Origin of the sequence: Viridibacterium curvum (assembly GCF_039544165.1) — a bacterium.
GTDB classification, from domain to species: Bacteria; Pseudomonadota; Gammaproteobacteria; order Burkholderiales; family Rhodocyclaceae; genus Viridibacterium; species Viridibacterium curvum.
Genome location: NZ_BAABLD010000008.1, coordinates 945,208 through 958,657 on the forward strand (window position 1 = coordinate 945,208; position 13,450 = coordinate 958,657).

Genomic DNA, 13,450 nt, shown 5'->3' on the forward strand with positions numbered 1-13,450 from the left:
CCCTCTCCCCCAGCCCCTCTCCCGCAAGGCGGGAGAGGGGAGCGTCAAGTGGAATGCCCGCATTCCAAATGTAAATCCGGGAGCAAGCAATGTTGATGGCACACAGAATCGAGGGATTGGCTGGCAGCGAGGTCGAGGAAGCGCCCGCCAGCGCGACGCCAGCGCTGCACACAGCGCCTGCGGCACCTGTTGCCATGATGCCGCGCAAGCCGCCCCTCATCGCACCACGCACGCTGCTCACCTGGCTGTTCGGTGCGCTATCGCTGTGCATGCTGCTCACCCTGTGGCACTTCGCCGTCAAGTACCGCGTCGATTTCTACATCCGCTTCAACAACATCCCCGCACCACAGGCGGTGCTCGAAGACGCCATCGCGCTGATCCGTAACACACGCTTCCAGCGCCACATCCTGCTGAGCCTGCAGCGCATTCTCACGGGTTTCAGTATTGCTGCGCTGATCGCGATTCCGCTGGGTCTGCTGATGGGCCGCAACCGCATTGCGCGCGAGCTGATCTTCCCCGCGCTCGAAGTGTTGCGCCCCATTCCGGCGATTGCCTGGGTGCCCATGTCCATCATGCTGTGGCCCAGCAATGAGGTGAGCATCATCTTCATCACCTTCCTCGGCTCCTTCTTCCCCATCCTGCTCAACACCATTCATGGCGTACAGGCGCTCGACAAGGTGCTGGTGCGTGCCGCGCGCTGCCTGGGCGCCAACCAGCTCGCACTCTTCTGGCATGTGGTGCTGCCTGGTTCGCTACCGCATGTGTTCACCGGGCTGACGATTGGCATGGGTGTTGCATGGGTTTCGCTGATCGCGGCGGAGATGATCTCGGGCCAGTTCGGCATCGGCTACTTCACCTGGGAGGCCTATTCGCTGGTGCGCTATTCCGAAATCGTGCTGGGCATGATCGTCATTGGCGTGCTGGGGCTGCTCTGCTCGGGCCTGATCCGGCTCATCGGCTCCTGGGTCATGCCCTGGGCGCACCGCGCGCAAATGGAGAGTGACTGACATGAACGCAGCAACGGCAGAAGCCACGCAGACCGGCTGGATACGCGTCGAGGATCTCAGCGTGCGCTTCACGACGCGCACTGAAGAGGTGGTGGCCATCGACCGCGCATCCATCGACGTCAAACCCGGTGAGTTCGTCACCCTCATCGGCCCCTCGGGCTGCGGCAAATCCACCCTGCTCAACGTGGTCGCGGGCTTCCTCAAGGCGAGCAGTGGCAGCGTGACCGTCGATGGCGAGGCCATCAACGGACCCAGCGTGCAGCGCGGCGTGGTGTTCCAGCAGTATTCGCTGTTCCCCTGGCTGACGGTGCGCCAGAACGTCGAGTTCGGCATGAAGATGAAGGGCGTCGGCCGCTCGACGCGCGAAGCCTCGGCACGCACCCTGCTGGGCCTCGCCGGCCTGCTGGCGTTCGAGAACCACTACCCCGATCAACTCTCGGGCGGCATGAAGCAGCGCGTCGGCATCGTGCGCGCACTGGCCACCTCGCCGCAGGTGCTGCTGATGGACGAGCCCTTCGGTGCGCTCGATGCGCAGACCCGAGTGGTGATGCAGGAGATCCTCACCAACATGTGGCAGAAGTTCCGCCTCTCGGTGCTGTTCATCACGCACGACATCGACGAAGCCGTGTTCCTGTCTGACCGCATCTACGTCATGACCGCAAGGCCCGGGCGCATCAAGGCCGAGATCAGGATTGACCTGCCGCGCCCGCGTACCGCCGCCATGACCTCCAGCCCCGAATTCATTACCTATGTGCAGCAGCTGCGCCAGTTGATCCGGGAGGAGAGCCTCGCCGCGATGGGCAGCGAGCTGCATGACGGTGCGCTGGCTGGCTTTGCAACCGATGTGGGACCGGGCGGGGTGGCCGGAATAGTGAACGCCTGAGTTGACCGTGCGCGGGAGGAAAAATGCAGATACTGAGCTTGCAGACGGATGACCGTATCGCGACGATGTTTCTCGAACTGGACGACGGCTCGCGTCGCCCGCTTCCCTACACGCGGCTGCGCGCAGCCTGCCGTTGCGCCGAGTGCATGGCACTCAAGCTGCAGGGCGGTCACATTCCTACAGATGGCGTTGCGTTGCAGACGCTCAAGCCGATTGGCACCAACGCGCTCAACCTGGCTTTCTCTGACGGGCATGAGCGTGGCATCTACCCGCTGAGTTATCTCATCGAGCTGACGACGGCGCAGTGAGTAGTCAGGTCAGGGTTTTGCGTAAGGGTGTAGCAGTAATGCCGAACACGACGACTGCCTCGTCCGTGACCTGGAACCCGTTGCGCAAGTAGAAGTCCAGCGCACTGCGAGTGCTGTGAAGGCGCAGCGCCGTCAAACCACGCTGACGTGCGCAATCTTCCATGGCTGTTAGCAGTACTTTGCCCGTGCCGGTAAAACGCGCTTCGGGCAGCACGTAGCAAAGCGCTACTTCGCCGGCGTTATTCAGCAGGGCGAAGCCGGTAATCGCGGCATCCTGCACCGTCACGAACGAGGCGTTGCCCGCGCTGAGCAGCCAGCGCGATACGTTTTCCGGCGTCTTGTTCCTCAGCCAGGCGGCTAGCCGCTCTGCATCGTTGGCATGATCCGCGACACAGCATTCCGTGATGGAGCGGCGCAACAGCGTACAGATGGCAAAGGCGTCCGCAGCGTCGGCAGATCGCAGCTCGCGCGGCATGGCTCAGCGCGAGTTCTCGCCCGGCTGCAGCTTTACATCCTGCATCTTCAATCCCGGTGCGTTGCTGACCACCCACGGATTGCCTTTGCCCTTCCAGTTCCTGTAAGTGATGTTGCGCAGGAATCCATTGCGTACGCCATCGAGCTTGATCGGGAAGCTGTTGATGAGCACGAGGTCATCAACCACGATGTTGTCGTGATAGGCCTGGTTCTTGATGTCGCCTTGCAGCAGCAGGGCGGGGAAGTCCACCACGGTCAGCTTGCGATCCGGCCCTTGCGGGATGGGAGTGGGCTTCCAGTCGCCGGTGAACTCGACGGTGTTGCGCTGGATCAGGAAGTCGCGGAACTGGCCAGTGGTTTTCGCGGGCTTGTAGTCGATCAGTGCGTTGGGGTCCGAGTAGTCGGTGGTGAGGATCAGGGCTTCGCGTGACAGGTCGCGGTGCGCGTTGTCGCGGTAGACGATGCGTCGTGCGCCGCCGCCATTGAGGTTGTTGGTCTTGGCGCGCAGGCCATGCCAGGTGAGGTTGATCACGTTGTCTTCGGCCAGCACGTCCTCGATCCACGCTCCCGTATGGCTGCCCAGCACGATGGCGCCGTGGCCGTTGCGCAGGTAGTTGTTGAACAGCCAGGCGCTGCGCGTGGGTTGCTGTTTCTCGGCCTCTTCGCCAGTGCCCGCCGCGAAGTTGATGCAGTCGTCGCCTGTGTCGATGAAGTTGTTGAACACCTTGATGCCGGCACTGTTGCCGAACTCCAGGCCATCGGCGTTGTTCACGTCGTAGCTGGTATGCGTCACGCCGTTGATGGTGACGTCTTCGCTCTCCAGCACCATGATGCCGTGGAAGGCCGGGTTGCGAACCGTCACGCCCGCAATGTAGAGACCTGCGACGCCGCGCAGCGTCATCAGGCTGGAGCGGCGCTGACCGTAGGCGACCTGTAGCGGCATGCCTTCTTTCACCGCTGCGTCGACCTGGCTGGCGGCTAGCAGGCCGCCTTCCTTGTAGTTGCGGTTGGTGGTGAAGACGTACTGGGGCAGGCTGCTGCCGATCTCGCTGGTCACGCTGTCGGGCGTGGCGCGGCGCATGCCGCTGCCGTCAATGATGCCTTTGCCGACGATGCGGATATTGTGGAAGGTGCCGGCTTCGCGCTTATCCGGGTCCAGCGCATTGATGAGCGAGGGCGGGCGTTGCGTGGTGGTGTAGGTGTAAAGCTTGTAGCCCTGTGCGACGGGGTAGTCGGCTGCGTCCTCGGAGCCGAGCAAGTTGGCACCTTCGGCGAGCTCCAGGGTCATGTTGCTCTTGAGGAACAACGCGCCGCTACGGAAGCTGCCGGCAGGGATGCGTACCTTGCCGCCTGCGGGACACGCGGCGATGGTGTCCTGGATGGCACGTGTGTTGAGTGTCTGCCCGTCGCCGACAGCGCCTTTCTGCAAGATGTCGCAAACCGGCGCGCTGGCCTCTGTCCGTGCAGTGATCGCCTTCGATGCGGGCGAGAACTTGCCGTTGGCGAGCACGGCACGCACGCTGAAGCGATAGCGTGTCTTCGGCTTGAGGCCGGTGACCGTGAAACTCAAGGGCTGCACCCGCACGTGCACGTTCTGCTTGTCGCTCTCGTAAAACTTGTCGATCCACGGTTGTGCCGGTGAATGGCGCTGCGCGTTGTCGCGCGCGCTGCCAAGCAGCTTGCCGTTCATGAACACCTGGTAGTCACGGATGTCACCGTAGGTCTCGGGCTTGCGCCACACCAGCACGAGGCTGGTGTCATCGGCTGATAGCGAGGGCACTTCGAGGTCAGCAGGTGCCGCAACAGGTGGCGCCGCGATGGCGACGGAACTCGCAAAGGCCAGGCTGATCAGTGACAGGTGCAGCATAGAGCTGGGGTTCATGAGGGCTCCGCAGGATGTTGCTGAAACGCAATGAAGGCACGGATCGCTCGATCCGGCCGGATGGGCAAGCGGCACTCTACCGCAGCTCGTCGCACCACATTTGCTGCATGACACCATGCCCGCGCCATGCTGGCGTATCCTTGCCAACCTCTGGATATCCTCCATGCACATGAGTACAGCCATTCATCCCTTTGTCGAGGAATCGCGTTTCGGTAACTGGTTCCTCAATACAGGCATCTGGAAAGTCCACGTCATCCGCCGCGCCCTGGACCTGTTGCAACCTTTGTTGCCCGATCCGTCGCAGCGTTTCGCGCGCATCCTCGACGTGGGTTGTGGCTTCGGTCATTCCTTTGCCGAACTCTCTGCACGCTTCGCGCCGGACGAGATCGTTGCGCTCGACGCCGATCCTGCAATGAGCGCGCGAGCCGGTGCTGCGGCAGCGAAATGCGCCAGCAAGGTCACCCTGCACGCGGCCAACGCCGCCCAGATCGACCTGCCCGATGCGAGCTTCGACATGCTGCTGTGCCATCAGACTTTCCATCACATCGTCGAGCAGGAAGCCGCGATGGCCGAGTTTTTCCGCGTGCTCAAACCGGGAGGTGTGCTGCTGTTCGCCGAGTCGACCAAGCGCTACATCCACTCCTGGATGATCCGTACTTTCTTCCGCCACCCGATGGAAGTGCAGAAGACTTCGGAGGAATATGTGGCGATGATTCGCGCGGCGGGATTCGACTTGCCTGACGCGCGCATCAACCTGCCGTACCTGTGGTGGAGCCGCGAGGATCTGGGCTTTTTCGAGACCGTTCGTCTGGTCACGCCGCCTCCGCCCGGGCAGCGTGAAGAGACACTCGTTAACGCTGTGGCACTCAAACCCCTGTGAAAACCCCTAATTTCTCGCGTTTTTCGCACACCACAAAGAAATTTGAGCGCTAGAATCGCGCTGCTGAAATACATGCAGCACGGTCACCCTGCAGGGTGACATCCCTTAGTCCTTTACGACAGGAAACCTATGGCAACCGCAAAGAAAGCAGTGAAAGCCCCCGCAGCCAAGAAGGCTGCTGCCAAGCCCGCAGCGAAGGCTGCCGCCAAGGCACCCGCCGCCGCACCGAAGGCCGTGAAGGAAACCTTCACCAAGGCCGGTCTGGCGACCTACCTGGCCGCTCAATCCGGTGTTGAGCCGAAGGCCGTCAAGGCTGTTCTGGCCGCTCTCGAAGCCACCGTGCTGGGCGCCGTGAACAAGAAGGGCGCTGGCGAATTCACGCTGCCCGGTCTGCTGAAGATCGGCGTGCAACAGATCGCAGCCAAGAAGAAGCGCTTCGGCAAGGATCCGTTCACGGGTGAAGAGCGTTGGTTCGACGCCAAGCCTGCTACCGTGCGTATCAAGGCTCGCGCTCTGAAGAAGCTGAAGGACGCCGCTCTCTGATCGGCTCTGCACTTCGTGCAAAGAAAAGGCGCCCTTGGGCGCCTTTTCTTGTTTACATGGTCGGCTAGCGATTCCCTAGTTGCGACGCAATGAACACCGGGAGCAGCACTACAGCAACGCCGGCCACCAGCACGATCAACAGCCCGTCTGCAGCGAGAGTGATGGGCGTGCCCACGACTTTCACGGCGATGCTGGCGGCATTCTCCGGTTCGCTGACGATGATCGAGTATTCCTTGTTGAGCGCCTGACGGGCACCGGCCTGCACGCCATTGGCGCGGAAGCGTTGCCCCTTGAGCGTGACCGTACCCCGGATGGCTGTTGCAGGAGGCGGCGCGCCTTTGCGGGTACCTGTGTCGCTGAGTCCTGCAGCCAGCGCGGCCTGCACGACGGAATCGGCGGCCTTGTCATCCAGTGATAAATGCACCTCGCCCGAAATGTGGCCACCGGTGTCTACGTTGAAGTGGTAGAACATCGCCCGCACAGACGATTGCCACTCGCTGCCCAGCACGTTCGACAGCAGGGGTGGCATGTCAAAGATGTAGTGATACTTTTCGCCAAGTACCATCAGCTGACGGCGGTCCGGTGTGACGAGCACGCTGCTGATTTTCTCGGCGTAGGTCGGACGTTGATCCTTCGAGAGAAATTCCGAAGTGAAGCAGCCCGTCAGCGGCACCATACCCGGTGCACCTAGGATGCCCCAGCCCAACACGCCCAAACCCAAAGCCTTGCGTCTTTGCATATTCATTTCATTACTCCCCCGAGGTGGCTGCATGCTACCTGCGTGCCGTTGTCCGGGCTATAGTCGTGCCCGTTTTACCCAGTCTGTCCCTCTTTCGCATGCCTGAATCCAGATCGATCTGCAGCGTTGCCGTCATTGGAGCCGGCCCGGCTGGCCTCATGGCGGCAGAAGTGCTGTCGCAGGCTGGCGTGTCTGTCGAGGTGTTCGACGCCATGCCTTCCGTGGGGCGCAAGTTTCTGATGGCCGGCAAGGGCGGCATGAACATCACGCATTCCGAGGCGACGGATACATTCGTGACGCGTTACGGAGATCGCCAGACGCAGTTGCAACCCATGTTGCAGGCTTTCGGTGCGGAGCAACTGCGTGAGTGGATTCACGGACTGGGTGTCGATACCTTCGTGGGGAGCTCTGGTCGCGTCTTCCCTGCCGACATGAAGGCGGCGCCCTTGCTCCGGGCGTGGCTGCATCGGTTGCGTAACGACGGTGTCCAGGTCCATGTGCGACATCGATGGACAGGGGCGTGCGAACGCGGCACTGACGGATCTTTCCAAACCGCCTTCACGACTCCGGATGGTGAGGTGTCGCTGCGCTGCGACGCTGTCGTGCTGGCGCTGGGTGGTGGCAGCTGGGGGCGTCTGGGGTCTGACGGTGCATGGGTGCCCTGGTTGCAGGCGCAGGGCGTCGAGGTCGCACCTCTGCAACCCAGCAACTGTGGTTTCGAATGTGCATGGAGCGAGCACTTCAGGGAGCGTTTCGCTGGTGAGCCACTCAAGTCGGTGAGTGCCAGTTGCGTCGACGCCAAGGGCATTCGCCATGCACGGCACGGCGAATGCATGGTGACGGCACAAGGCATCGAGGGCGGGCTCATCTATGCCTTGTCTGCGCCGTTGCGCGAGCAGATCGCACGCGAAGGCAGTGCTTTGCTGGAACTGGATCTCGCACCCGGACGCGATCTGGCTCGTGTGACCCAAGAGGTCGCCCATCCGCGTGGCTCGCGCTCCTTGTCCAGTCACTTGCAAAGCCGTCTTGGCATCACCGGCGTAAGAGCCGGTCTGCTGCGCGAGTGCCTGAGCAAGGAGGCTTTCGCCAATCCGCAACAGCTGGCTGCGGGCATCAAGGCACTGCCCTTGCGCCTGCTGGCAACGCGGCCGCTCGATGAAGCCATCAGCAGCGCGGGCGGTGTGTGCTTTGGTGCGCTGGATGCGGGGCTGATGCTGCGCGCACGCCCCGGTGTTTTCTGCGCAGGCGAGATGCTGGACTGGGAGGCGCCGACAGGAGGGTATCTGCTGACTGCTTGCTTTGCGACGGGGCGCGCAGCGGCACTGGGTGTGCTGGGCTGGCTCAATCCTTGATGCAAATGCCGGGCTTGTCGTCGCGAACCAGCCAGTTGAAATCCTTGGGACAGCTGACCTTGCGTTCGCGGCGGATCAGCACGAAGCCGCGTTGCTCGCCAAAGCTGCCACTGCAGCTGCGCGTGTCGCCGGCGGCGAAGCCGACGAACTGGATGCGCATGGCATCTTCACGAATGGGCCATGACCAAAGATTGGCCGTTGCCGTGTAAGGCGCTGGCGTGAGGGCATGGGTGATGCCGCAGGGATAGGCTTCCCGCAACAGGCGCACGGCGTCTTCGATGGCCTGTTCTTCGCTGGGACGCAGCGGACCGGTCTTGTCATTGACCACGTAGCGCCACATTGCCCATTCGCCCATCACGGGTTGGCGGCAATTGGCGTCCGTCATGCCGGCGGCACTGCATATCGCGTCGGCGGCGTGCGCCGGGCCGCAGAGCGCGGCTGTCGCAAACAAGGCGGGCGTGAGACGCTGAAGGAAGAGGCGAATGTGCTGCATGGTGGGCAGATGATACGGCTATTGCCATTCCGCGGGGTCGAACCGGAACGATTGTGCGTCGCGTCGCCAGAGAATCTCGCTGCGCGTGGTACGCAGCCACCAGGACTGTGTGGCGCCCTCGGGCTTGCGTGCCGCGAAGGCCAGCGGCGTCAGCAGCGCTACGCACCAGGCAGGCTGCGGGTCGCGCACCGAGCGGTAGATGATGGCCTGGAGGCCGGCATCACGTGACTGACGGGCGAGAGATTGCGTCGCGCTGTAGTCGCGCGTTGCGGTCCACTGCGCGGTGTATGCATCCAGCGGCGGTTTGCGCAGGTCGATGGCAAGCGCGGTCGATACCTTGGCCTTGAATGCCGTATGCGCCACGGGCCCCAGCTGCGTGAGGGCCGGGCTATCGAGCAGGAAGCGCCAGCGCCAGTAGCCCAGCTCGGCGCATGCCGTGCGTACGGTTTCAGCGCCGTAGAAAACGCCGGGGTCTGTTGCAGCCCGGAAGCGCGAGCCGCCGGGATAGGGCGGATAGCGGAAAGGGCTGGCCAGCAGGTAGTCGAAATCGCGCGTGCTGACCGCTTGCGGCGGCTTGCCCTGCTCCAGCAGGATTTCCAGCAGGTCCTGTTCTGCCGCGTTGTCGACAAGTTTCATCGTGCTGGCCACGTGCTGTGACTCGACCAGTCGCCACAGGTTGGCCTGCAGCGGCACAGCGGCAGCGCGCAGGCTGTCGGTCGTGATGCTCATGGCGTTCAGATACGGGCTCGTGAGGCGTCGAGGTACTGCACGACGCGCACCAGACCTTCCACGTGCTCGATCAGCTCCACCGGTTTGCCGGCCAGCGCGAGGTTGTCGTGTTGCAGCCAGGTGCGGGCGGCCTCCTGCGTGCCGACGATGGAGTCGAGCGAACGGAACAGGCGCAGGAACAGGATGGCCAGATCCCAGCTTTTGCTGTCGGCAGCGATCAGGTAGGTACCAGCCATCAGACGCGAGGTTGTGGCCGCGCTGAGCCCCAGCACACGTGCCAGCCGGCTCTGCGTGAGCCCCAGTTCCGCACTTGCGCGTGCCACCGCCTTGGCCAGCACGGTGGCGGCCTCGGCGCTGGCGATCGGGTAGTCCGCGACTTTCTCTGAGACTTGCCGGGCATTCATGGATGGCCACCCAAAATTCTTTGAGAAATATATAGCACGATATATTTCTCAAGAACAGGCCTGTCTGTCCGGGCGGACGGCTTCTCAGTCCCCCAGCCACTTCTGCATCAGCAAGGCCTGGCCGGCGGCCGGGTCCAGCACATAGGGAGCAAAACCTGCACGCTGGTAAAGCGCCATCGCCGAGCGGTTGGCTGTCAGCACCTCCAGCGTCAGCTTGCAGCAGCGACGCTGGCGCGCGGCAGCCTCCACCGCATCCAGCAGCAGTTGCCCGACGCCCTGCCCGCGCCGGCTCTCCAGCACCACGAGGTCGTGCACATTCAGCAATGGTGCGGCTGCGAAGGTCGAGAAGCCTTCAAAGCAGTTGATCAGGCCGATGGCCTCATCCCCCTGCCATGCCAGAAAGCCGCAGTAATCCTTGCGCTGCCGCAGGCCCGGCACCAGACGGGCACGGGTTTCTGGTGTCAGCGGCTGGCTGCCGCCCATGGGGCCGGCAGCGTAATGGTCGAGCAGAAACAGCAACGCAGCCACATGGGCTGCGTTGTCGAGATCGACCGGAGAAGTCCGGGGAGTTTGTCGGTCTGAGTTCGGCACGCCGGAATTCTACCGGGGCGCGGGCACCGACAGCCCAATGAAGAGGTGAAGAGTCTTAGTTGGCCTTGGCGACGACTTTTGTGGCGTCCAGCGAAACCATGCTGCTATGGATGCCAGCGCTGGCCGACGGGATGTGGTCGGCGTAGGGTTTGACCGTGACGGGGGCAACGAACTGGCAAGCGAGAAACACGCTGGTGCCGGCAATGGCTACGTAGCGGATGATGGCGTTATCAAACATGATCGATCCCTCTGAATGGTTATATTGCAGTGCACCTTAGCGATTTCATGTTTCAGCCGAATCTGTGCGAAAGGGCATGTGCCCCGGTGGACAGTGATGTATTTCACGCTTCGGCCGAACTTCTTCTGGTCGTTCCGGCGGGTGCTGCCGGTTTGACTTTCGGGACATCCGGGTTTAACTTGCCTCTGCGCCGATTTGACTCAGCTTGCTGGCGCGTAATAAATGAGGCTAAAGCGAGTGGGAGTGACCGCAGTACCAACGCCAGCCCAGTCGCGCAGCCGCCCCTGCAACGACTGGGCTTTTGCTTTTCTGGAATATGACTGAACCGAATTCGTCCGTGGGCATCGTCGTGCCACAGACTGCGCATTTCGACACGCAGATCGCATTAAAGGGCGGGGGCTCCCTGCCGGCCTACGAGCTGGTCTACGAGACATACGGCACACTCAACGCCGAAGCCAGCAACGCCGTGCTTGTCTGTCACGCACTGTCGGGCTCGCATCACGTCGCCGGCTACTACGCCGACAAGCCCAAGAGCCTGGGCTGGTGGGACAACCTCGTCGGCCCCGGCAAGCCACTCGACACCAACAAGTTCTTCGTCATCGGCGTGAACAACCTTGGCGGCTGTTACGGCAGCACCGGCCCCATGTCGATCAACCCCGCCACCGGCAAGCCCTGGGGTTCGGCCTTCCCTTTCGTGACAGTTGAAGACTGGGTCAACGTCCAGACCCGCCTCGCTGACTACCTCGGCATCAGGCAGTTCGCCGCCGTGCTGGGCGGCAGCCTGGGTGGCATGCAGGCGCTGGACTGGACCCTGCGCTACCCGGACCGCGTGCGTCATGGCATGGTCATCGCTGCTGCGCCCAAGCTGTCGGCCGAGAACATCGCCTTCAACGAAGTCGCGCGTCAGGCCATCCTCAGCGATCCGCAGTTCCACGGCGGTGACTATTACGAACACGGTGTAGTACCGGTCAATGGCCTGCGCCTGGCGCGCATGCTGGGTCACATCACCTACCTGTCGGACGACGCGATGGCCGAGAAATTCGGCCGCCGCCTGCGCGATGGGGGGCACAAGTTCGGCTTTGGCGTCGATTACGAGATCGAGTCCTATCTCCACTACCAGGGTGACAAGTTTGCAGGCTTCTTCGACGCCAACACCTACCTGCTGACGACCAAGGCACTCGACTATTTCGATCCGGCCTTTGACTACAACGGAGATCTGCAAGCTGCGTTGGCGCGTGCCAAGGCAGACTTCTTCGTCGCCTCGTTCACAACCGACTGGCGTTTCTCGCCCGAGCGTTCACGCGAACTGATGTTCGGCCTGCTGCACAATGGCCTTAACGTCAGCTATGCCGAGCTCGACAGCGCTGCCGGGCATGACTCCTTCCTGCTCGACGATGTGCACTACCACGCCGCCATGCGCGCCTACTTCCAGAACATCGAGGTTTGACATGGTATTGACTCAGAATAGTCGCTTTGACTTCGGCCTCATCACGCGCTGGATCCAGCCCGGCGAGCGCGTGCTCGATCTTGGATGCGGCGATGGCGATCTGCTGCAACACCTCATTACCGAACGTGGCGTGAAGGGCTATGGCATCGAGCGCGACGTCACGCACGTCGTCAACTGCATCGCCAACCACCTCAATGTGCTGCAGATCGACCTTGAGAAAGGCCTGGCCGGTTTCGAGGATGCGCAGTTCGACCACGTCATCATGAGTCTCTCGCTGCAGGCCGTGCACAACGTGGATGGCATTCTCGGCGAGATGCTGCGCGTCGGCCACGAGGCTGTCGTCAGCTTTCCCAACTTCGGCTACTGGCGTAACCGCGTGTCGATTGCCGAGGGCCACATGCCGGTCTCGGATGCGTTGCCCTACGAGTGGTACGACACGCCCAATGTCCGCTTCTTCACGATGGCCGATTTCGAGCTGCTGTGCCAGAAACGCGGCATCAAGATTCTCGACCGCGTGGCCTTCGATGAGGACCGTCTCATCGAGACTGATCCGAACAACTATGCCAGCGTCGCGATCTACCGGCTGGGGCGTGCAGCCTGACGTTGATTGCGCAATGCAAGTTTCGCTGGACTGGTCCGCGCCCTGGTTCGGTTCGATTGTCGACACTGCCAGCGCCGTACTCGCGCACGCCGACTGGCTTGCCGCCCTCAATGTCACGCACCATACGCCATCACTGACCAATCATCGCGGCAAGCCGCTGCGCTTTGTCGCCCAGTCGGCCCTGCCCGCTGATACGTCTTACGAGGCATTCATCAGCGACACCGGTTGCGTGCCGACCCGCAACAATCTGCACGACTTCTTCAACGCCCTCGTCTGGCTAAGCTTCCCCCGCATCAAGGCCCAGCTCAACGCATTGCAGGCCGCGCAGATTGCGCAAGAAGGAATCGGCCCCTCGCGTGGGCGCACGCGCGACACCGTCACCCTGTTCGACGAGAACGCTGCCATCCTCGCCGTGCGTCAGGGCTCCGAAGGGCAGGCGCTGGTCGAGGCGCTGCGCGCGCATCAGTGGCAACGCGTCTTCCTCGACTTGCGCAGCCACTTCGGCACACATGCCGAGGCATGGATCTTCGGTCACGCGCTGATGGAAAAGCTCGTGAACCCCTACAAGAGCATCACCGCCCACACCTGGGTGCTGAGTGTGCCCGACGCCTTCTTTACGTTGCCGCAGGCATCTCGTCGCGCCTGGCTCGATGAGGTGATTGCCGGGACGCTGCAATCCCGCGACGCTGCCAGCCTCACCCCGGCCTGCTTTACGCCCCTGCCCGTGCTGGGCATACCCGGCTGGTGGCAGGGGCAGGACGCCGAGTTCTATGCGGATACACAGATTTTCCGGCCGCGACGAGCCGCGCGGACAAGATGAGATAGATCGCGAATTACTCTCTTGGACGCGTCTTGAGCCCACTTCATCCGCAATGCTTG

17 protein-coding genes are annotated in these 13,450 nt (G+C 62.4%); 9 read left to right on the forward strand and 8 right to left on the reverse strand.

The genetic code is table 11. From position 1 onward, the window contains the following. The first annotated feature begins 95 nt into the window (after positions 1 to 95). From ABEA02_RS12175 to ABEA02_RS12185, 3 genes are read left to right on the forward strand one after another with little or no spacing between them, the layout of a single operon-like run. Complete coding sequence (locus ABEA02_RS12175) at positions 96 to 1,007, forward strand: ABC transporter permease (RefSeq protein WP_345533242.1); 912 nt, start codon at positions 96 to 98, stop codon at positions 1,005 to 1,007. A 1-nt stretch (position 1,008) separates the two neighbouring features. Further along, positions 1,009 to 1,890, forward strand: coding sequence for an ABC transporter ATP-binding protein (locus ABEA02_RS12180; RefSeq protein WP_345533243.1), 882 nt, complete (start codon positions 1,009 to 1,011; stop codon positions 1,888 to 1,890). A gap of 23 nt (positions 1,891 to 1,913) precedes the next feature. Next, positions 1,914 to 2,198, forward strand: a complete 285-nt coding sequence (locus ABEA02_RS12185; protein WP_345533244.1) for a DUF971 domain-containing protein — start codon at positions 1,914 to 1,916, stop codon at positions 2,196 to 2,198. 4 nt (positions 2,199 to 2,202) lie between these two features. Here ABEA02_RS12185 and ABEA02_RS12190 read toward each other — a convergent pair whose 3' ends face one another. Together ABEA02_RS12190 and ABEA02_RS12195 are read right to left on the reverse strand one after the other, a co-directional pair. Then, a complete protein-coding gene (locus tag ABEA02_RS12190) occupies positions 2,203 to 2,673 on the reverse strand; it encodes a GNAT family N-acetyltransferase (RefSeq protein ID WP_345533245.1) in 471 nt (156 codons plus the stop codon). A 3-nt stretch (positions 2,674 to 2,676) separates the two neighbouring features. Next, positions 2,677 to 4,554 (reverse strand): glycosyl hydrolase family 28 protein, encoded by a 1,878-nt coding sequence (locus tag ABEA02_RS12195; RefSeq protein WP_345533246.1) that lies wholly within the window; start codon positions 4,552 to 4,554, stop codon positions 2,677 to 2,679. 169 nt (positions 4,555 to 4,723) lie between these two features. On the opposite strand from ABEA02_RS12195, the gene ABEA02_RS12200 reads away from it, so the two are divergent. Both ABEA02_RS12200 and ABEA02_RS12205 read left to right on the forward strand, forming a co-directional pair. After that, positions 4,724 to 5,434: a class I SAM-dependent methyltransferase gene (locus tag ABEA02_RS12200; RefSeq protein ID WP_345533247.1), complete on the forward strand. Its 711-nt coding sequence runs from the start codon at positions 4,724 to 4,726 to the stop codon at positions 5,432 to 5,434. Between the two features lie 150 nt (positions 5,435 to 5,584). Continuing rightward, positions 5,585 to 5,977 (forward strand): HU family DNA-binding protein, encoded by a 393-nt coding sequence (locus ABEA02_RS12205; protein WP_345533248.1) that lies wholly within the window; start codon positions 5,585 to 5,587, stop codon positions 5,975 to 5,977. A 64-nt stretch (positions 5,978 to 6,041) separates the two neighbouring features. Here ABEA02_RS12205 and ABEA02_RS12210 read toward each other — a convergent pair whose 3' ends face one another. Next, positions 6,042 to 6,722 (reverse strand): hypothetical protein, encoded by a 681-nt coding sequence (locus ABEA02_RS12210; protein ID WP_345533249.1) that lies wholly within the window; start codon positions 6,720 to 6,722, stop codon positions 6,042 to 6,044. Positions 6,723 to 6,814: 92 nt separating this feature from the next. On the opposite strand from ABEA02_RS12210, the gene ABEA02_RS12215 reads away from it, so the two are divergent. Then, entirely contained in the window at positions 6,815 to 8,068 is a 1,254-nt protein-coding gene (locus ABEA02_RS12215) for a TIGR03862 family flavoprotein (RefSeq protein ID WP_345533250.1), read from the forward strand. On the opposite strand, the gene ABEA02_RS12220 is transcribed toward ABEA02_RS12215, so the two are convergent. From ABEA02_RS12220 to ABEA02_RS12240, 5 genes are all read right to left on the reverse strand, one after another. Then, a complete protein-coding gene (locus ABEA02_RS12220; protein WP_345533251.1) occupies positions 8,058 to 8,561 on the reverse strand; it encodes a hypothetical protein in 504 nt (167 codons plus the stop codon). The two genes, ABEA02_RS12215 and ABEA02_RS12220, sit on opposite strands and share 11 nt — an antisense overlap. An 18-nt stretch (positions 8,562 to 8,579) precedes the next feature. Beyond that, positions 8,580 to 9,290: an RES family NAD+ phosphorylase gene (locus ABEA02_RS12225; protein ID WP_345533252.1), complete on the reverse strand. Its 711-nt coding sequence runs from the start codon at positions 9,288 to 9,290 to the stop codon at positions 8,580 to 8,582. A gap of 5 nt (positions 9,291 to 9,295) precedes the next feature. Then, complete coding sequence (locus ABEA02_RS12230; RefSeq protein WP_345533253.1) at positions 9,296 to 9,694, reverse strand: MbcA/ParS/Xre antitoxin family protein; 399 nt, start codon at positions 9,692 to 9,694, stop codon at positions 9,296 to 9,298. Positions 9,695 to 9,778: 84 nt separating this feature from the next. After that, a complete protein-coding gene (locus tag ABEA02_RS12235) occupies positions 9,779 to 10,285 on the reverse strand; it encodes a GNAT family N-acetyltransferase (RefSeq protein ID WP_345533254.1) in 507 nt (168 codons plus the stop codon). 55 nt (positions 10,286 to 10,340) lie between these two features. Next, entirely contained in the window at positions 10,341 to 10,523 is a 183-nt protein-coding gene (locus ABEA02_RS12240; RefSeq protein ID WP_345533255.1) for a hypothetical protein, read from the reverse strand. A 316-nt stretch (positions 10,524 to 10,839) separates the two neighbouring features. On the opposite strand from ABEA02_RS12240, the gene metX reads away from it, so the two are divergent. Genes metX through ABEA02_RS12255 form a run of 3 tightly spaced genes read left to right on the forward strand, consistent with a single transcriptional unit; the run spans position 10,840 to position 13,391 of the window. Continuing rightward, on the forward strand, positions 10,840 to 11,970 hold the full coding sequence (gene metX, locus ABEA02_RS12245; RefSeq protein WP_345533256.1) for a homoserine O-succinyltransferase MetX: 1,131 nt from the start codon (positions 10,840 to 10,842) through the stop codon (positions 11,968 to 11,970). Between the two features lies 1 nt (position 11,971). Beyond that, entirely contained in the window at positions 11,972 to 12,571 is a 600-nt protein-coding gene (metW, locus tag ABEA02_RS12250; RefSeq protein ID WP_345533257.1) for a methionine biosynthesis protein MetW, read from the forward strand. Positions 12,572 to 12,584: 13 nt separating this feature from the next. Further along, positions 12,585 to 13,391: a DUF3025 domain-containing protein gene (locus ABEA02_RS12255; protein ID WP_345533258.1), complete on the forward strand. Its 807-nt coding sequence runs from the start codon at positions 12,585 to 12,587 to the stop codon at positions 13,389 to 13,391. The last annotated feature ends 59 nt before the right edge of the window (positions 13,392 to 13,450 follow it).